Source organism: Amycolatopsis silviterrae (genome assembly GCF_042684085.1).
GTDB classification, from domain to species: Bacteria; Actinomycetota; Actinomycetes; order Mycobacteriales; family Pseudonocardiaceae; genus Amycolatopsis; species Amycolatopsis silviterrae.
In genome coordinates this window covers 67,380-85,518 of record NZ_JBHUKS010000004.1, presented here as the reverse complement: position 1 = coordinate 85,518, position 18,139 = coordinate 67,380, and the positions used below count along the sequence as shown (strand labels likewise).

Annotated in this window: 15 protein-coding genes; 11 read left to right on the top strand and 4 right to left on the bottom strand. The window is 68.1% G+C overall.

What is annotated here, in order from left to right; translation table 11 throughout:
• Positions 1-9: 9 nt before the first annotated feature.
• Positions 10-510: a GtrA family protein gene (locus ACFSVL_RS04025; RefSeq protein WP_378300570.1), complete on the bottom strand. Its 501-nt coding sequence runs from the start codon at positions 508-510 to the stop codon at positions 10-12.
• A gap of 10 nt (positions 511-520) precedes the next feature.
• Complete coding sequence (locus tag ACFSVL_RS04020) at positions 521-2,779, bottom strand: sigma-70 family RNA polymerase sigma factor (protein WP_378300568.1); 2,259 nt, start codon at positions 2,777-2,779, stop codon at positions 521-523.
• 254 nt (positions 2,780-3,033) lie between these two features.
• Between ACFSVL_RS04020 and ACFSVL_RS04015 the strand changes: the two genes are divergently transcribed.
• The 4 genes from ACFSVL_RS04015 (at position 3,034) to purE (ending at position 7,879) form a co-directional block, all read left to right on the top strand.
• Positions 3,034-3,885, top strand: a complete 852-nt coding sequence (locus ACFSVL_RS04015) for a GGDEF domain-containing protein (RefSeq protein ID WP_378300566.1) — start codon at positions 3,034-3,036, stop codon at positions 3,883-3,885.
• Positions 3,886-3,938: 53 nt separating this feature from the next.
• The gene (locus tag ACFSVL_RS04010) at positions 3,939-5,288 is read left to right on the top strand and encodes a glycosyltransferase 87 family protein (RefSeq protein WP_378300564.1); all 1,350 of its coding nucleotides are present in this window, start codon (positions 3,939-3,941) and stop codon (positions 5,286-5,288) included.
• Between the two features lie 897 nt (positions 5,289-6,185).
• The gene (locus ACFSVL_RS04005; protein ID WP_378300562.1) at positions 6,186-7,370 is read left to right on the top strand and encodes a 5-(carboxyamino)imidazole ribonucleotide synthase; all 1,185 of its coding nucleotides are present in this window, start codon (positions 6,186-6,188) and stop codon (positions 7,368-7,370) included.
• Between the two features lie 11 nt (positions 7,371-7,381).
• Positions 7,382-7,879: a 5-(carboxyamino)imidazole ribonucleotide mutase gene (purE, locus tag ACFSVL_RS04000; RefSeq protein WP_378300560.1), complete on the top strand. Its 498-nt coding sequence runs from the start codon at positions 7,382-7,384 to the stop codon at positions 7,877-7,879.
• 42 nt (positions 7,880-7,921) lie between these two features.
• On the opposite strand, the gene ACFSVL_RS03995 is transcribed toward purE, so the two are convergent.
• A complete protein-coding gene (locus ACFSVL_RS03995) occupies positions 7,922-9,595 on the bottom strand; it encodes a class I adenylate-forming enzyme family protein (protein ID WP_378300558.1) in 1,674 nt (557 codons plus the stop codon).
• A gap of 119 nt (positions 9,596-9,714) precedes the next feature.
• Here ACFSVL_RS03995 and ACFSVL_RS03990 point away from each other — a divergent pair, with 119 nt between their 5' ends.
• The 7 genes from ACFSVL_RS03990 (at position 9,715) to ACFSVL_RS03960 (ending at position 16,032) form a co-directional block, all read left to right on the top strand.
• Positions 9,715-10,872: an acyl-CoA dehydrogenase family protein gene (locus tag ACFSVL_RS03990; protein ID WP_378300556.1), complete on the top strand. Its 1,158-nt coding sequence runs from the start codon at positions 9,715-9,717 to the stop codon at positions 10,870-10,872.
• Between the two features lie 374 nt (positions 10,873-11,246).
• Positions 11,247-11,720: a hypothetical protein gene (locus tag ACFSVL_RS03985; protein WP_378300554.1), complete on the top strand. Its 474-nt coding sequence runs from the start codon at positions 11,247-11,249 to the stop codon at positions 11,718-11,720.
• A complete protein-coding gene (locus tag ACFSVL_RS03980) occupies positions 11,717-12,358 on the top strand; it encodes a DUF3558 domain-containing protein (RefSeq protein WP_378300552.1) in 642 nt (213 codons plus the stop codon). The genes ACFSVL_RS03985 and ACFSVL_RS03980 overlap by 4 nt, the downstream gene beginning before the upstream one ends.
• Before the next feature lie 3 nt (positions 12,359-12,361).
• On the top strand, positions 12,362-13,780 hold the full coding sequence (locus ACFSVL_RS03975; RefSeq protein ID WP_378300550.1) for a hypothetical protein: 1,419 nt from the start codon (positions 12,362-12,364) through the stop codon (positions 13,778-13,780).
• Positions 13,781-13,788: 8 nt separating this feature from the next.
• Positions 13,789-14,520: an ESX secretion-associated protein EspG gene (locus tag ACFSVL_RS03970; RefSeq protein ID WP_378300548.1), complete on the top strand. Its 732-nt coding sequence runs from the start codon at positions 13,789-13,791 to the stop codon at positions 14,518-14,520.
• A gap of 75 nt (positions 14,521-14,595) precedes the next feature.
• Positions 14,596-15,525, top strand: a complete 930-nt coding sequence (locus ACFSVL_RS03965; protein WP_378300546.1) for an alpha/beta fold hydrolase — start codon at positions 14,596-14,598, stop codon at positions 15,523-15,525.
• A gap of 84 nt (positions 15,526-15,609) precedes the next feature.
• Positions 15,610-16,032, top strand: coding sequence for a hypothetical protein (locus ACFSVL_RS03960; protein WP_378300545.1), 423 nt, complete (start codon positions 15,610-15,612; stop codon positions 16,030-16,032).
• Here ACFSVL_RS03960 and ACFSVL_RS03955 read toward each other — a convergent pair.
• Complete coding sequence (locus tag ACFSVL_RS03955) at positions 15,968-17,872, bottom strand: GTP-binding protein (RefSeq protein WP_378300543.1); 1,905 nt, start codon at positions 17,870-17,872, stop codon at positions 15,968-15,970. The genes ACFSVL_RS03960 and ACFSVL_RS03955 overlap by 65 nt on opposite strands.
• Positions 17,873-18,139: the final 267 nt, after the last annotated feature.

The window sequence follows — 18,139 nt, the reverse complement described above, 5'->3', positions numbered from 1 at the left end:
CGGCAGGTCTCAGGCGGCCTTACGGTCCGGAATATCCCGATTGTCATTCTCCGCTGTTTCCGGCCGGGCGCCCTCCGTGGGGAAAACCCACTTCTTGAACGCCCACCAGCGGAACAGCGTCCCGAGCAGCGTGCCGAGGATCATCCCGCTCACGAAGTCGGCGACCTCCTGGCCGACCAGGCTCACGTGCGGCACCTGCAGCTGCAGGACGTACCGCGAAACCCACTGCGGCAACGCGTTCAGCCCGAGCGCGATCCCGCTGATCAGGAAGAACAGCGCGGCCTCGTGCGCGCGCTCCCGGCCGCCGCGGGTGCGGAACGCCCATTCGCGGTTGGCGACGTACGAGAAGATCGTGGCGACCAGCACACCGACGATCAGCGCGGTGACCGGATGGGTCCGCAGCACGGTGAACTTCAGGACGTACGTGATCGTCAGCGTGATGACGAAGCTCGTGCCGCCGACCAGCGCGAAACGGACCAGTTCACGGTGCTTCGCCAGGAGTTCGCGCACCCGGCGGACGCTACTCCGTGAACCAGCCGAAGAACCCCCGGGGTTCGACCGACGGCGGGCGCTTGTCCTGGTTACCGGGTTTGCCCGGCTTGCTGCTCGGACCGGGGTTCGGCGGCGCGCTCGTCGTGGTGGCCGGGTTGCTCGGCGTCGACTCCGGGGTCTCCTCGTCGGAGGACGGCGTGGTCGGCGGCGTGAAGCTCGGCTTCGGGTGCTTCGACGAACTCGGCGTGTGGCTCTTCGACGGCGTCGTCGGCAGCGGCACCGACGTGGACGACAGCGGTCCGATCGTCGGGTCGTGGCACATGTCCCACCAGCAGCCGAGCGGCACCGGCACCGGCTTCGCCGAGGCGCTGCCGAGCGACGCGCCGACGGTGACGGTGAGCGGACCCTCGAACGGCTTGCGGTCCACGAGCACCCACAGCGACGCTTGTTCGCCCGGAGCCAGCGGCTTGACACTCGTGCAGCTCGTGCTCGAACCGCCGGACGTGCACTTGAACTGCTTGAAGCTGACCTGGCCCTCGACCCGGTGGTCGAAGGTGATCGTCACTGGCTTCGTGCTTTCGCCGGTGTTCCGCACGTCAGCGTCGATGAGCGGCTTCAGCTTCCACGGCGCTCCGTGCGCATGGGCGGCCAGCGACAGGTCGTCCTTCGGGGCCTTGACCTTCACCTGGACGTTGACGGTGACGTTGATGGAAGCACCGGCCGTGACCGTGCCCTTCACCGTCCCGCCCTTCGCGTCCTCGTTCGCCTGCAGCCGGAACATCAGCACGGCCGACTGTCCAGGCTGCAGACCGCTCCCGGTCTTGCAGGTGACCGTGCCCGTACCGCCAGGACACGCGACCTGCATCGGCCCGGACTGTGCGGCCGCTTCGCTGGAGTACGCGCCAGCCGCGCCGCCGCCGTTCGCCGGTACGGCCTCCACGCCAGGCGGCAGGTCCAGCTTCGCCTGGACCGGATCGGACACGGCATTGCCGTCGTTGCGCACGGTGATCGGCAGTGCGACCGGTCCACCGCCCGGCTGGAGTTCGACCCCGCCCGGCGGAAGGGTCGCGGACAGGGACGGCTTCGTGGTCGGGTTCTGCGCTGGTGGCTGCGCCGGCGGAGCCGCCGGAGGTGCGGCGGGCGGTTGCACGGCCGGAGGCGCGGGCTGAGCAGGCGGCGGGGCCGGCGGAGCTGGCGGCGCGGCAGGAGGTGCTGGGGGAGCTGGCGGCTGCGCAGGTGCGGGCGCGGCCGCTGGCGGCGGCGCGGGTGCTTGCTGCGCGGTCGGGATGGTCTGAGTTCCGCCACCCGCAGCCAGGGCGACCGCGACCGCGGCCACCACCGCGGCCCCGGATGCGGCGACACCGGCGAACTGCCGCGGCGCGGACGCAGCCGCCCCCGCGCCAGCCTTGGCTCCGCCTGCCGCCGCAGCGCCAGCACCAATCGCCGTGGCACCGGCCGTGGCGGCGCTCGCCTTGGCCGCACCGATCGTGGCCAGGTAACCGAGAGCGGCGCCGCCGAGGACGATCGGGGCGATGATCGCGCGCAGACCGCCGTTGACGTCGGCCAGTTCGGCCGCGAGCAGCCGGCACTGTTCGCATTCGTCGAGGTGGTTTTCCACCTGCGAGCGTTCGCGTTTGGACAGCCCGTCGCGCGTCCAGGCACCGAGCCGCTCGGCCGTCGCCCGGCAGCGATCCGTACCGTTTTCCTGCAGGTGGACCTGCAGATACGCCTGGCGAAGCCCTTCCCGGGCGCGGTACGCGAGCGCGGACACGCCGTTCGCGGTCAAGCCGAGCAGCGGCGCGACTTCAGCCGGGCTCTGCTGCTCGATTTCGGTGTGCCACAGCACCGCCTGCCAGCGTTCCGGCAACCGCGCGAACGCCTTCGCGGCCATCGTCCGCTCAAGGCCCGCGACGGCGGTGTCGGAGAACGGCACGGTGAGCGCCTCGCCGGCGGCCCCGCCGACGTCGCTCATGTCCTCGTTCAGGTCGATCCGGCGGTCGCGGCGAGTCTTGTCGTACGCGGTGTGCCGGAGCGCCGTAAGCAGGTACGCGCGGAAGGCGCTGTCCGGGCCCTTCCCGCCACGCAGCGTGTCCAGCACCTTCGAGAACGCCTCGGACACGAGGTCGTCGGCTTCCGAACTGGACCGCGCGAGCTGGCGGGCGAGGTTGTGCGCGGCACCGCTGTGCCGCTCGTAGAGCGGACCGTAGGACGCGATCTTTCCCGCGCGCACCTCTGCGATCAGCTCGGCGTCACTCTTACCGGAGAGATCGGCGGGAACGGTGGACACGGGGCTCCTTTGAGGCTGCGCGCGCGGCGGACTCCACGCGCCTTACTCCCTACAACGCACACCAAGTGTGACGGATGCGGCGACACTCGTCACGCCGTGGTCCGCCACATGCCTCAGTAGGCGCAGCAAGTTCACCCGTCATCTGGCGATTACGCGAAAAAGATCGGGGAAAACGCGTCACGCGAGGAGTTCCGCCGCGTCCCCTCCGTGATTGGGGACAAGATCGACAGGAACCGGAAGGAGCTGGGGGTTCGGTGGACGTACCGGCGACCGGGGCGCGGTTCGGCTCCGCAGGCGACTCGTCGGGGGACGAGACGCGTGCGCGGTTCGAGCGGGACCGCCATTTGCGGGCATTGCGGGCTCGCTGGCGAACAGCCAGTCTCGCGGCCGGCTGGCGTTTCCCGAGCGACTGGGCTTTGCCCGAAGTCGACGCGGTGTGCGCGGCAGTCGTGCGGCACGGTTCGACCGGCGCGGAAACCGCGCTGGCCGGACTGGGCCGGGCGCGGGCCGCGGCCGGGGCGGGGTTGTCGGAAACGCTGTCCGACCTGGCCGCCCTGCACGCGGTGCTCGCCGACCCGGACGCGGTCGACGGGTTCGTCGCGCCGGACGTCGACGCCACGCCTGCCCGGCTGCTGCGGGTGACCGCGCTGGCCTGGGCGGACGTCGCGACCGACCAGCTCGTGCACACCGAGGTCACCGACCCGCTCACCGGCCTGCCGTCCGCGGCGTACCTGCGGACCCGGCTCGGCGAGATCTACCGCGGCGGCGTCAACGAGGCGAATGTGCTGCTGACCGTGTCGCTGGACTTGACGTCGGTGTCCGGCTGGCCCCGGCTGACCGCGATGATCCTCGCCGCGGACGCCGTCCGTGCGGTCTTCGACACCGGCGAGTGTTACGCGACAATCGGCCCGTCCGCGGTCGCGGTGCTGGCCGAGCGCAACGAGCGGCTGGCCACCCGCGGGGTCGCGTTGCGGAGAGCGCTCAACGAACGCCTGGCGGTGGACCCGCAGCTCCGCGACGTCGCCCGTCCGCTGGTGTCGGCCGTGCGGCTGCCCGGGACGCACGACCGGGCGTGCGAACTGCTGACGGAATTGGCGCACAGCTGAGCCCGGGTCCCCCTTCCTGACCAGCGCTGCCGCACTCATGCTTTCCTGGTGTGGTGACCAGGACCGTACCCTCCGCTGCCGACAGCGAAGCTCCGGTGAATCGATCCGGGCAGCCCCGGCTGGCCCTGCGCCGCTCTCTGGCGCGGCTGTCCGTGCGCCCGCGGTCGATGCTGATCTTCGCGGTGTTCCCGCTGCTGGCGATCGCGATGGGGTTCTGGGGCTGGACGCACGACTGGAACCTCGGCGTGGACAGCGCGGTCTACCGGGCGGGTGCCCTGCAGCTGCTGCGCGGGGACAACCTCTACGACGCGAACACGCTGCCCACCGAGCCAGGCTGGGCGCTGCTGCCCTTCACCTACCCGCCGACCGCGGCGCTGCTGTTCGCGCCGCTCGCGATCGTGCCGGTGCAGGTCGCCTGGGGTTTCCTGACGGTGGCTTCGCTCGGCGCGCTCGCGCTGTCGATCCGCATCGCGATCGGCGCCCTGCCCCGCCCCGCCGCGGACGGCCCCCGCTGGTGGGCTTCGCCTGCCCGGTCGACCATCGTTTTCTTCCTGGTTTTCCTCGGTTTCGAACCGGTGTGGCGGACGATCTTCCTCGGCCAGATCAACCTCATCCTGATGGCGATGGTCCTGCTGGACCTGCTCGTCATCGGCGCGCGAGGCAGCCGCTGGGGCGGCGTGCTGGTCGGCCTAGCCGCGGCGATCAAGCTGACCCCCATCGTGTTCCTCGGCCACCTGCTGGTCACCGGCCGCTGGAAAGACGCGCTGCGCGGACTCGCCACCTTCGTGGGCATGCAGCTGCTGCTGTTCCTGATCAACCCGCACGATTCGTGGAAATACTGGACCAAAACCCTGCCCGACACCGGCCGGATCGGCCCGATCCACTGGGCGGGCAACCAGTCGCTGAACGCCCTGATGAACCGCGCGACGGACCTCGCCCCGTGGGCCTCCACCGCGGCGACCGTCATCGGCCTGGTGCTCGCGATCCCGGCGCTGTGGCTGATGCTGCGCTTCCACCGGCGCGGACAGGCGCTGGCCGCACTGCTCGTCACGGCGTTCTGGATCCTGCTGATCTCGCCGGTTTCCTGGTCGCACCACTGGGTCTGGGTCGCGCCGCTGGTCGTGCTCCTGGTGTCCCGGCTGCCGAAAACCACCCCGGCGACGGCGTGGAAACGATGGCTGGGCACGTTCCTGGTGGCGTTCGTGTTCGTCAGCTGCGTGCTGCTGATCTTGCCGAACGGCCGGAATGTCGAACTGCACTGGAAGGTGTGGCAGAACGTCCTCGGCGACGCGTACATCCTGATGCCGGTCGTGCTCGCCGCCGCTTTGATACTGCGGTGGGGCCTGCAACGGCGTGCCCGCGATCGGGTGCAGCGGGAGCCTTCGGATCACGTGGGGTCTTAGGTCTTTTTGCTGGTCAGGGGCTTGGCTGCGGTTTTTGTCGGTGGTGGCGGTTACTGTCTGGATCGCGGTGGTTACGCGGCCGTTCGGAACCTTTGGTTCGCGGACGGGCACGGGCATCGTTCTGATCCGGGGCTTCCGGGCAGATCAACCGAAGAGTGCGTAATGGCCTTTGTTCAGGTGATCCGGCTCGTCGGGTCGCCGCGGTCGGTCTGGCTGGGTCGTCGATCTGGTGTGGTGTGTCGGGCTGGCCTGAGGCTCGTCAGCCCGACCCGTCCAGCAGGGCTGATTCGGTCTTGTCTGGTCGGCCTGGTCGGTTCGGTCGGTCGGGTTGACCCGCTTTGGCAGGTTGAGTCCGTTCGGTGAGTTGGCCCCGCTCATCGAACTGGCTAGGTCTGTCTGGCTAGCCCGGCGTGCCAGGCCGACTCCGCTCGTCAGGCCGACTCCGTCCGTCCGTCGTGCTGGCCCGATCGTCGAACCCTCTCCACTCGTCAAGCCCGCTCTGCTCGTCGGGCGGTCCGGCTCGCCAAGCCCGCTCTGCTCGCCGAGCGGCCCGGCTCGCCAAGCCCGTTTCGCTCGTCGAGCTGGCCCGCTCGTCGCGGTGGTGTGGTCTGTCGGGCTGGCCTGGCTCGTCAACCCGGTCCGGTCCCTCGCCTTGACTGCGCCCCGTCAAGCTGGCCCGGCTCGCCGAGCTGCTCCAGCCGGTCGAGCCGTCCCGTCCAGCCAATCGAGGCCGTCCGTCGAGCCACCTCGGCTTCCCCGGCCAGCCCGAGCCCGCCACTCGGCCCCCCCCGCCCGCAAACCCAGCCACCCCCGACCGACCCGCACCCCGCCACCCACTCCCTCCGCCGCAGGTCGCCGACGGTCCGCCGCTCCTCGCCCAGTAACCTGGACGGCGCTATGGACAAACGAACCGGTCTTCCCATCGTCGGCATGGTGGGCGGCGGCCAGCTCGCCCGCATGACCCAGCAGGCGGCGATTTCCCTCGGCCAGTCCCTGAAGGTGCTCGCGGCCGACGAGGGCGACGCGGCGGCCCTCGTGGCCAGCGACGTCGTCATCGGCCACCACACCGACCTCGACGCGCTGATCGAGTTCGCCCGTCAGGTCGACGTGGTCACCTTCGACCACGAGCACGTGCCCGGCGAGCACCTGCTCACCCTCGCCACCGAGGGGTTCGTCGTCCGCCCCGCGCCCACCGCGCTCGGGTTCGCGCAGAACAAGCTCGTGATGCGCGAGATGATGGCCGGCCTCGGCGTTCCCGGCCCCGCCTTCGCCGAAGTGTCCACTGTGGACGATGTGGTGAAGTTCGGCGGTGAGCACGGCTGGCCGGTGGTGCTGAAGGCGTCGCGCGGCGGGTACGACGGCCGCGGCGTCTGGATGCTCGACACCGCGCAGCAGACCCGCGAGACCGTTCCCGAACTCCTCGAAGCAGGCACCGAGCTGCTGGTCGAGGAGAAGGTCGCGATGAAGCGCGAGCTGTCCGCGCTCGTCGCGCGTTCCCCGTTCGGCCAGGGTGCGGCGTACCCGGTGGTCGAGACCGTGCAGACGAACGGCATCAACACCGAGGTCCTCGCCCCGGCCCCGGGGCTGGCCGAGTCGCGCGTGCACGAGGCGCAGGAGCTGGCGCTGCGCATCGCTTCGACGCTCGACGTCACCGGCCTGCTCGCGGTCGAGCTGTTCGAGACCGAGACCGGCCTGCTGGTCAACGAGCTGGCGATGCGCCCGCACAACTCCGGGCACTGGACCCAGGACGGCTCGCGCACGTCGCAGTTCGAACAGCACCTGCGCGGCGTCCTCGACTACCCGCTCGGCCGCACCGACCTGATCGCGCCGGCGTGCGTGATGGCGAACGTGCTCGGCGCGGACGTTTCGCCGCAGATGAGCCCGGACGAGCGCGTGCACCACCTGTTCGCGCGGTTCCCCGAGGTGAAGATCCACCTCTACGGCAAGCAGGACCGGCCCGGCCGCAAGCTCGGGCACGTCAACTTCATCGGCGACCGCATGGACGACCTGCGCAACCGCGCGCTGCTGTCCGCGCACTGGCTGTCCCACGCCGTCTGGCTCGACGGCTACGAGATCCACTGAAGGGGAACACAATGGCGCCGCAGGTGGGCGTGATCATGGGCAGCGACTCCGACTGGCCGGTGATGGAGGCCGCGGGGCAAGCGCTGGACGAGTTCGGCGTCGACTACGAGGTCGGCGTCTACTCGGCGCACCGCACCCCGCAGCGGATGCTGGACTACGCGAAGTCCGCGGCCGACCGGGGCATCCGCGCGATCATCGCGGGCGCGGGCGGTGCCGCGCACCTGCCGGGCATGGTCGCGTCGGCGACGGTGCTGCCGGTGATCGGCGTGCCGGTTCCGCTGAAGTACCTGGACGGCATGGACTCGCTGCTGTCGATCGTCCAGATGCCGGCCGGCATCCCGGTCGCGACCGTGTCCGTCGGCGGGGCGCGCAACGCCGGGCTCCTCGCCGTCCGCATCCTCGCCGCCGCCGACCTGCAGCTGCAGGCGAAACTGACACAGTTCCAGGAGGATCTGGAGCAGCTGGTGCTCGACAAGGACGCCAAACTCCGCGAAAAAGCAGGCAAGTAAGCCGGTGGGTGCGGAGGCCCGGCCTCCGCACCCACGTTCGGCTCAAGCCGGGTCAGGCAACTGCTTCCGCAGCTCGCGCTTCAGCACCTTGCCCGCCGCCGACACCGGGATCTCCGGCACGAAATGCAGCTCCCGCAAGCGCTTGTACGGCAGCACCTTCTCGTTCACCGCCGCCATCAGCTGCTCGGCGTCCACTGAGGAATCCGGCTGCCGTACCACGAACGCCACCGGCAGCTCGCCGACCTCCGGGCTCGGCCGCCCGACCACCGCCGCGGACAGCACGCCGGGCGACGCGCTCAGCAGTTCCTCCAGCTCGCGCGGAAAGACGTTGTACCCCTTGTACAGCAACATGTCCTTCTTGCGATCCACAATGGACAGATAACCGTCCTCGTCGAGAACGCCGATGTCGCCGGTGTGCAGCCACCCGTCGACCAGCGCGGCGGCGGTCTCCTCCGGACGGTTCCGGTACCCGCGCATCACCTGCGGCCCGCGCAGGCACACCTCGCCCTCCTGCCCGGACGGCAACGGCTCCTCGCTGCCGTCGGCGACGAGCTTGACCTCGGTGTCGAAGATCGGCCCGCCGACCGAGCCGACCTTGCGCACGCCGGACCGGTAACTCGGCGAGATCACCGCGCCCATCGTCACCTCGGTGAGCCCGTATCCCTCGGCGATCACGACGTCAGGGAACCGCTGGTGCAGCGCGCGGATCATCTCGTGGCTCATCGGTGCCGCGCCGGAGCCGATGTTGCGCACCGAGGACAGATCGGCAGTGTGGAACGAGGGCGTCGCCAGCAACGCCGCGAACAGCGCGGGCGCGCCGCCGATGGTCGTGACCTGCAGCCGTTCCGCGTCCGCGACGTACGCCGCCGGATCGAACCGGGCGTGCAGCACGGTGGTCCCGCCGCCCATCAGCGGGCCGTTGAGCCCCGCGATCACACCCATCGCGTGGAACCACGGCGTCAGGTTGATCGCGGTGCCCGTGCCCAGCCGGGTCGGCCATTCGTCCGGGCTGCCGATCTGGTCGAGCGTCAGGTCGCCGTTCGCGTCGAGCGCGGGCACCGAGCCGGTCGACCAGCAGGTGTGCTGCAGCGTGTTCGTGACGACGTTGCGGTGCGTGAGTTCTACCCCCTTGGACCGCCCGGTCGTGCCACCCGTGTAGGCGAGATGCGCGAGGTCATGGTCGACGTCGATCACCACGTCAGGCCTGGTCGCGGGCTGGCCAGCGAAGAACTCGCGGAACTCCACACTCCCCTCGCTGAGGTCGCCAGCAGGCGAGACGACGATCGTGAGCCGCGCCGGAATCCGGTCCGCGACCCCCGCGAGGGTGGCCGCGACCGGCCCGAACGTCACGACGGCAGTGGCCGCGCAGTCGGTCAGCTGGAAGGCGAGGTCATCCGGCGGGAGCAGCGGGTTCGTCGGACTGAACGTCGCCCCCGCGAGCAGGATGCCGTGGTAGGCGATCGGATACGCGAGACAGTTCGGCAGATGCACGGCGACCACGTCGCCACGGCCGATGCCGCGGGCCCGCAGCGCCTGCGCGAACTGGCAGGCAGCGTGCCAGGTCTGCGCGAAGGTGAGCTGGTCGTCGCCCATCGCGAACGCGACGCGGTCGCCGTAGCGTGTCGCGGCGCCGGCAAGCAGCGAACCGATCGGCACCTCGGGGTAGTCAAGGGAAGCGGGCAATCCGGGCGGCGGGGTCGACGCAGTGGCAGCCATCACTTGACCATACGAACGGTGAGGCCGAGGACACAAGCAGCGAGCTGCCGCGTTCGCAGTGAACGCGGGCTAACATCGGGGGACTTTCTCCCGTTTCGCTGCAGAAGAGGTGACTGAAGGTGGCCGAGGGCCTGTATCAGCTGGCCGAAGAGCACGAGGAACTGCGGGCCGCGGTCCGGGCGCTGGCCGAAAAGGAGATCGCCCCGTACGCGGCTGAGGTCGACGAGCAGGAGCGCTACCCGATCGAGGCCAACCAAGCGCTCGTCAAGGCCGGTTTCAACGCCGTCCACATCGGCGAGGAGTACGACGGCCAGGGCGCCGACGCCATCGGCGCGTGCATCGTGATCGAGGAGGTCGCCCGCGTCGACGCGTCGGCGTCGCTGATCCCGGCAGTCAACAAACTGGGCACCCAGCCGATCATCCTGTCCGGTTCGGAAGACCTGAAGAAGCTGGTCCTGCCGTCGATCGCTTCTGGCGAGGCATCGGCGTCCTACGCCCTGTCCGAGCGAGAAGCAGGCTCGGACACCGCGTCGATGCGCACCCGCGCCCGCCTTGACGGCGACCACTGGGTCCTCAACGGCACCAAGTGCTGGATCACCAACGCTGGCGAATCGTCCTGGTACACGGTCATGGCCGTGACCGACCCGAATGCCGAAAAGAAGGCCAACGGCATTTCCGCGTTCGTCGTGCACAAGGACGACCCAGGTTTCTCGGTAGGCCCGAAAGAAAAGAAGCTAGGCATCAAGGGTTCCCCCACCCGAGAGATCTACTTCGAAAACTGCACCATCCCCGCCGACCGCATCATCGGCGAACCGGGCACCGGCCTGAAAACCGCCCTGCGCACCCTTGACCACACCCGCCCGACGATCGGCGCGCAAGCATTGGGAATCGCCCAAGGCGCCCTGGACGCGGCTGTCGCCTATGTCAAGGAACGCAAGCAGTTCGGCAAGGCAATCGCAGATTTCCAGGGAATCCAGTTCATGCTGGCCGACATGGGAACGAAAATCGAAGCCGCCCGCCACCTGGTCTACGCCTCCGCCGCCTCCTCCGAACGCGGAGACAAGCGCGCCGGCTTCACCGCATCCGCAGCAAAGGCCTACGCATCCGACGTGGCAATGTCCGTAACGACAGACGCAGTCCAACTGTTCGGCGGCGCAGGCTACACGCGCGACTTCCCCGTGGAACGCATGATGCGGGACGCGAAGATCACCCAGATTTATGAAGGCACGAACCAAATCCAGAAGGTCGTCATGGCCCGGGCCCTGCTGAAGGGCTGAGTTTTGACGGTTCGACAATAAAGGAGCCTCGCTGTCCCGGATCGGGCAGCGGGGCTCTTTGGCGATCGATCGCGTTGCGGCCGTTAGATGATCGGCTGGACGGTTGTGTCCCGAACGGTGGAGTGCTGAAGGAAGAGAAGCGGTCGCATGACCGTCAGGTTTCCCCGGGTCAGAGCTGGTGCTGCGGACTGATTCATGAGGCTTGTGCCGCAAGTGCCGGCACGTGGTGGATGTTGGTGGCTCTGCACGGAGGGGTGAGTTGATCGGTTCCGATCACCCCGCTGTGCGCGGTTGGTTACAGTCATGGACTGGAGGGCCGCACGGCTGGTCGCCTAGGTCGAGAGCTGGCGTTGCGCGCAAGGGGAGGGACGGGCATGGCTGAGAACGACCCAGGGAAAGCCCTGGAGGCAGCAGGTTGGCTGACCGGGCTGCCGATCACGGTAGTGGGCACGGCGATGAACGTGGCCAAGGGCATGTCGGATGCTGCGGCCGTGGCGTCGGCTGCGAAGTCTGGGGCGGGATTCACTTTGAGTCCCGATGAAGCGCGCTCGTTGCTCGAGCGGGCGAAGCGGCTCCGCGACAACCTGGCAATGATGCGGCCGAAAACTGTGTCATTGACACAGCTCACGCCACCGGCACAAGACCCCGGCAGTGTCGGATTCAACCAGCAGGTGGTTAAGACGTTCGCAGACGGCAAGGACGCGAACGACAATATGCACAAGTACATGGTGGAACTCATTGGCCGCCTGGAGAAGGCGTTGGGCATTGTCGCTGAATCGGACGGCCAGGCGGCGGGAGACGTCAAGGCCGTGGCCAACGACGGTCAGAGCGGAGGACTCGCAGTATGAAGGCTCGGGTATTTCTTGTTGCCGCTGGCACCGTCGCGGCGAGCGTTCTGCTCGCGGCGTGTTCTGGTGGAGCCGCGCCAAACTCTGGCCCTGGCTCGACCGGCGCTTCGGTGCCTTCGTCGGCGGCTGAGAAGACGTTGCCGTACGCGGGTGCCCCCAAGGTGGAGAATCCGCTCCCTGTGTCAGTCCTGGCTGGGCATCCATGCGATGACGCACTCACCCCGGACCAGGTGGGCAGGATCCTTGTGCAAAAACCGCAGGGAAAACATGACGATGAACCCTCTCTGGGGCCGCAGTGTCATTGGCTCAATAGTGACGCTGGCGCGGTCGCTACCGTCATGTACGTCACGAAGGTCTCGGATGGTCTGAGCGCGGTTTACGCGAATTCGAAGCCTCAGTCCACGGTGTGGCGTCCGCTGCCGCCCATTCAAGGGTTTCCGGCAGTTGCTCACTCCAACTTAAGCAAGGACACCGCTAAGGAATTCTGTCAGGTCAGTGTCGGCATCAGCGATCAGCATGACGTTGATGTTTCGGTCACGCTTGGCCAGTCGAAGGTGGGCGGGCCGGATCCGTGCGATGTCACTGCTCAGGTGGCGGACATGGTCGTCACCAACCTGAAGCAAAAGGTGGGTGCGTGACCGATGGGTTTTTTCGATTTCATCGGCGAAGGTGCCAAGTGGATCGGTGACCGGATCGACGATGCGGACCATTGGGTCAACGACCGAATCAAGGACGCGGGAGGCTGGTTCTCCGACTTTTACCACGGCAATCTCGGTGATCAGGCAGTGCCGGCACCGGAAATTGTGCAACAGGTGCAGCAGGGGCCAGGCACCTCGTCTTGGGACAGTGGCAGTGCGACTGTGCGGGATGTGACCCAAGAGCACAACCAAAACAGCGACGACGCCCAGCAGATCACGACGATGCTGGAGTCCGTCTGGACCGGCCAAGGTGCCGACGCGGCCAGGGCTCGGCTTCGGCCGTTGTCTGATGCGTCTTCTACTTCTGCGCAAGCCTATGTGGTTAACGGGCAGAAGCTCGTCGACACCACGCACGGCTACAACGACATGAAGATCTCGCTGCAGGCGATGCCGCCAACCCCTCCGCATAAGAATCTTTGGGATCAGGGCACTCCGTGGGACACGGACACCGAGAAGCAGATCAACCAATACAACGCGACGGCTAATCACAACGTCGAGCGGTATCAGAAGTATGCGGATCAGGCCAAGGTCAACGGGCAAGGGCTGAACAGCGATTACGGCCAGGTTTCCGGATTCGACGGGCAGAATCTCAAGATCGATTCTGGCGGCGATCACGGCACGGGCAAGAGCGGGGCGCGCGAGAGGTCTGAGCGGGGGCCGGAAACAGGTGGGCCGGGGGCCACAGGCGGGCCTGGGAGTGGGCCGGGGACCGCTGGTGGGTCGGGAAGCTGGGCGGGTGCCGGTGGATCGGGAAACTGGGCAGGGGCCGGTGGGCCGGGAAGCGGGCCGGGTGCCGGTGGGCCGGGGGCTGCTGGCGGGCCGGGAAGCGCGGTACCGCCGGGGAGTGGCGCGTCGCCGGGGTATCGCCCGGGGGACAACGACGGGACTTCGACGTCTGGGTGGACGCCGCCGTCGGTGGAGCGGGTTGGGGGATCTAACTGGACTCCGCCGACGCCGACCTCCTTCGGCAGCGGCAATAGCAGCAGTGGCAACAGCAGTGGCTGGTCCCCGACGCCGGGTGGGTTCGGGCCGTTCGGTGACGGAGGCGAAGCTGGCGGCCGCAGTGGAGGGATTGCGGCGCGGCTTGGCGGAGGTCCGGGCGTAGGAGCAGGGACCGGTGCGGGAGCCGGAGAAGAAGGCGTCGCCCGAGGAGCGGCGAAGGGCGCGGCCGGAGCCAAGGGGACACCGGGAATGGGTGGCATGGCCCCGGGCGGCAAAGGCAAAAGCGAGGAAGACAAAGAACACCAGCGCAAGTACGGAATCGACGACGACTCCGCCTTCTCCCTCGTCGACGAGAACGGCGAGCGGGCCCTCGACCCACGCACGGGGCTCCCGCCGACGCCGCCGACGATTGGTGGTTGAGGGGCGTTATGACGATCATCGACAGGCCGCTGCGGATGCCGCGGCCGGTGTTCTTGGCGCTTTGGCACGTGGAAAACCTCGGCAAAGTACCGGTGGTGGTCGAAGACACGCCGATGTACTTGACCGAGGAAGGCGCCGCCGAGCGGGCGAAGCGGGCGCGGGATCTTCTTGCGCGGCTTGGTGAGACCGCGACGTCATTGGTCAGCACGTTGAAGTTGCTCGCTACCGCCCGGCACGAGGTGTATGGGTGGACCGACTTCGGTACCCATCAGGAGGACAACGGGGCGATTCTCGTCGCGGCGGCGGGGTGGGAGGCTGTTCGGCTGATTACTGACGCCGAGTTCGTTCAGCTCGATCCGGTGTCGCCGAACGAGCTGGCGGCCTGTTTGGTCATGGCGATGCCGGAGTGCCCGCCGGCGGCGGTGCGGGTGATGCAGGTCAGCCGGGAGTACTACGACGGGGGCAGCGCTGACCCGCTGGCGGAGGAAGGCGGCGAGGCGGACGAGTTGCGGTACCTGATGCGGGCCCCGCGCGACGCGGTGCATCAGTTGCATGCCGCGGTCCGGGATGAGCGGGGTCGTCGGTACAGCTCGCCGTTGTCGGTGATCGATCTCAGTGGGCGGGGGCGGGTGCTGAGCTTCCAGAGCACCAGGGACGGTCAGGCGCAGATCAGTGTCCACCCGGGAAACCGAGCCTCCTTGATCGATGCGGTTGACCGAACGCTCGCTGAACTGCGATAAAAACTAGTAACCGCGTTTCCCTTTCTCGTGTTCCGCGTTAACCACTGCATCGGGTTCACAGAGAGGTGAAGCGGAATGGGCGTACGCGCGTTCGGACGGGGCATCGTTCTCCTGGCGGCGACGGTGGTCGCGCTCGGCGGAGCCACTGCGGTGGCCTCGGCGGAAACCGAGCCGACTGGTCCGGTGCAACCGAACATCATCGCCGCGGCGATCTACTCGGTCGGGCAGCCGACGATCGCGCCGCCGGGGGCCAACGACTGGGACTGCAAACCGTCCGCGGAGCATCCGAACCCGGTGTTGCTGTCCAACGGCACCACCGCCAACGCGTACGAGAACTGGGCGGATCTGTCCCAGCAGCTCGCCGACGAGGGGTACTGCGTGTTCGCCGGGAACTTCGGCGGGTCGCCGGGGGCGTTCCTGCAGACGGTCGGGCCGGTGGCGGGTACGGCGGGGCAGCTCGCGACCTTCGGGGACAAGATTCTGCGGGCCACCGGGGCCTCGAAGCTCGACATCGTCGGGCATTCGCAGGGCGGGATGAACCCCCGTTACTGGATCAAGTACCTCGGCGGCGCGAGCAAGATCGGCAAGCTGATCGGGCTGTCGCCGTCCAATTACGGCACCAACCTCTTCGGCCTGCTCACCGCGATCCAGGCGATCCCGCCTGCCCGCGACCTCGTCGGGGTGGCCTGCGCGGCCTGCAACGAACAGTCCACCGGCTCCGCGTTCCTCACCGACCTCAACGCGGGCGGCGACACCGTCCCGGGCGTCGACTACACCGTCATCCAGACCCGGTATGACGACGTTGTCACCCCGTACACCAACGCCTTCCTCAAGCCCGCGCCCAACGTGAAAAACCTCGTCCTCCAGGACGTCTGCGGGCTCGACTACACCGACCACCTCGGCATCACCTACGACCCGATCGCGCAGCGCGAGGTGCTCAACGCGCTCGACCCGCAGCACGCGAAGAAGCCGGACTGCGTGTTCGTGCCGCCGGTGATCAGCTGAGATACCCCCGCCCCGGGGTATAAACGCGAACACTTTCGCCGACTTGGTTGTGCAACCTCGCCCCGCGATGTCACAGTCGGCGGCATGTTCTGGCTGCTCCCCGACACCTGGACGCCGCACGACGAGGCCGAGCTGGTCGCCGGATGGCGGCTTTGGCTTGAGCTGAGCGATCGCGCGTGGCCCACCGCGTCGTGGGACGGCACCCCGGCGGGCGCGGTGGGTCAGTTGCGCGAACTGCTCGACGCGTGCGACGAAATCGAGCGCACCTGCCGGGAAACCGCCGAACCGTCGGCGGAGTTCACGGACCTCGTGCAGCCGCTGGTGCTGTGCGCGAGCGCGGTGATCTGCCTCTGGTGGGACGACCACGCCCCGCTCGACTCCACCCGCGCCAAGGCGCTCCACGAGGACCTGCGCCGGTTCTCGGCCCTCGCGGAGCGCGTCCTCACGCTGTTGTCCGCCCACGGCGGCTGGACCGAACTCGACCTGGCCCGCCGCCACCCGGCTTGAGCCGGTATTCGGCGAAATTGGTGACGAGCGTGCCCTCGCCTTGGGTGAGCGCGGGCAACGTTTGTTCCAGGTCGTGCGCTGAGGCGGCTGGGAGATGACCGTCCACAGTGCACCGGTCCCCGGTGATTGCTGGCTCGCCGGGGATTGCGCGTAGCTCGACTAGCTTGCGCAGCACGGCGCTTAGCGCGGACGCTGGTGCTTCTAGTTCGAACGCGTGGACTGGTTCGTACACTCGCGTTCCGGCCTGGCGGAGGGCTTCCTGCAGCACTAGCCGGGCCATGCCGCGGAAATCTCCGGCGGTGCTGACGGGTGGGTAGAACGCGGTATCGGTGAGGGTGACCACACAGTCGATCACCTCCCGGCCGTGCAAGCCTTCACGCAGGACCTCGTGCACGGTCTCCTCAACGGCGGTGTGGAACGACAGCGGCAGCGAACCGAGTTCAACCCCCAGCCGGTAGTCGGTGCCGGAGCCAGGCGGGCCTGGTTCGACACGAAGCCCGACGGTGGCCCAGAAGAAGACGCGTTCGTCCGGGGCGGGGTGGCGCACCCGGTGTCCAGTCCCATGTAGACGTTCAACCAGAAGTGGTTGTGACTCATCGAATTCGGCAGCGATACCGAATTCCTCGGCGAGCGTTGTCCGGATGACTTCTTTCTGCACCTCGCCATATAGCCGGACGGTGATCTCGTGATCCTGTCGGCGAATGCTGATCAACGGGTCCTGTTCGGACAGCCGGGTCAACGCGGTGTACAACGCGCTGGTCTGGTCTGGATCGACCGGATACACCAGCGTTTCCAGGCTCGGCGGTGCGAAGTGCCGGCTTTGGGAAAGATCGGCGCTTTCGCCGAGCCGGTCGCCGATTTGGACCTCTGGCAACCCCCAGACGCGCGCGACATCACCGGCCAGCGCTTCGCCGGACACCGGGGTCGCGCCGTGCTCGAACACCCGTACTGCGGAAGGTCGGCCGACGCCTTCCTCGCCTGGACGGCGGAAAGGCACTGGACGGCGGGCCGCCAGCGCACCGGAAAACATTCGTACGTAAGCGATTTTCTCGCCTGCTCGGCCACGCTCGATCTTGAAGACGGTGGCGTCGAGCGGTCCGTCCGCGCGGCGTTCGCGGGACGGCAGCAGCTCGTAAACTCCCGCGACGAGGTCGGCGACGCCAGCTCCAGTGACTGCCGAACCGAAGAACACCGGATACACCGCGGCACCAGCGACTTGACGTGCCAACGCTTTTCGATAGTCCGTTGAGGACGCGGTACCGGCCACATAGGACTCAAGAAACTCGTCGTCTCCGGCTAGTGCGTCGGCCAGCCGTTCATCGAGGGGCAGCGGCGTCGGGCGCGCGTCCGCGGTACCGATTCCCGTCACCGTGCTCATCGCGACGCAGTGCGGGGAAAGCTTGGTACGCAAGGATTCCAGCAGTGAATCTTCGCGAGCCCCGGTGCGGTCGATCTTGTTCACGAACACGAGAACCGGAATGCCGAGCCGGACGAGCGTGCGCATCAGCACGCGGGTCTGGGCTTGCACGCCTTCCACCGCGGACACCACGAGTACCGCGCCGTCGAGCACGCCGACGGCGCGTTCGACCTCCGCGATGAAATCGGGGTGGCCGGGGGTGTCCACGAGGCTGAGCCGGTGGCCGGGCGTGCTGACCGCCACGACGGCGGACTTGATGGTGATGCCGCGCCGGCGTTCGAGGTCGAGCGAATCGGTTTGGGTGTCGCCGTCGTCGACGCGACCGGCGTGGTCGATCACGCCGGTCTCGAACAGCAGACGTTCGGTGAGGCTGGTTTTACCTGCGTCGATGTGCGCCAGGATGCCGATGGTCAGTGCTTTCATGCGTGCGGGAGTCCTCAGATACGGGAGACAGGCCGAACTGGGGTCGATCGGACTGTCGGCGCATCGAAGACTCCTCGCGGGTCGAAAGCAGAAACACGGCCGCGAGCAGGCGACACCCGCGGCTATCGGGACCGTACCGCCGGGCCGAGGGCGGTGTACAGCGAGTTTTCAGTGCCTGTCGGTTTCCTGTCGATTACTGGCTGACACCCCCGCGCCGGTGTTCAGTGCCTTACCGTGGGCCGGGTCAGTTGAATTTTCACCTATCGG

Bases quoted from the DNA above. Each gene is read 5' to 3' on its own strand.
- ACFSVL_RS03980 (WP_378300552.1), top strand. From the start codon at position 11,717: ATGAAGGCTCGGGTATTTCTTGTTGCCGCTGGCACCGTCGCGGCGAGC.
- ACFSVL_RS03960 (WP_378300545.1), top strand. From the start codon at position 15,610: ATGTTCTGGCTGCTCCCCGACACCTGGACGCCGCACGACGAGGCCGAG.
- ACFSVL_RS03985 (WP_378300554.1), top strand. From the start codon at position 11,247: ATGGCTGAGAACGACCCAGGGAAAGCCCTGGAGGCAGCAGGTTGGCTG.
- ACFSVL_RS03965 (WP_378300546.1), top strand. From the start codon at position 14,596: ATGGGCGTACGCGCGTTCGGACGGGGCATCGTTCTCCTGGCGGCGACG.
- ACFSVL_RS03975 (WP_378300550.1), top strand. From the start codon at position 12,362: ATGGGTTTTTTCGATTTCATCGGCGAAGGTGCCAAGTGGATCGGTGAC.
- ACFSVL_RS03995 (WP_378300558.1), bottom strand. From the start codon at position 9,595: ATGGCTGCCACTGCGTCGACCCCGCCGCCCGGATTGCCCGCTTCCCTT.
- ACFSVL_RS03955 (WP_378300543.1), bottom strand. From the start codon at position 17,872: ATGAAAGCACTGACCATCGGCATCCTGGCGCACATCGACGCAGGTAAA.
- ACFSVL_RS04005 (WP_378300562.1), top strand. From the start codon at position 6,186: ATGGACAAACGAACCGGTCTTCCCATCGTCGGCATGGTGGGCGGCGGC.
- purE (WP_378300560.1), top strand. From the start codon at position 7,382: ATGGCGCCGCAGGTGGGCGTGATCATGGGCAGCGACTCCGACTGGCCG.
- ACFSVL_RS03970 (WP_378300548.1), top strand. From the start codon at position 13,789: ATGACGATCATCGACAGGCCGCTGCGGATGCCGCGGCCGGTGTTCTTG.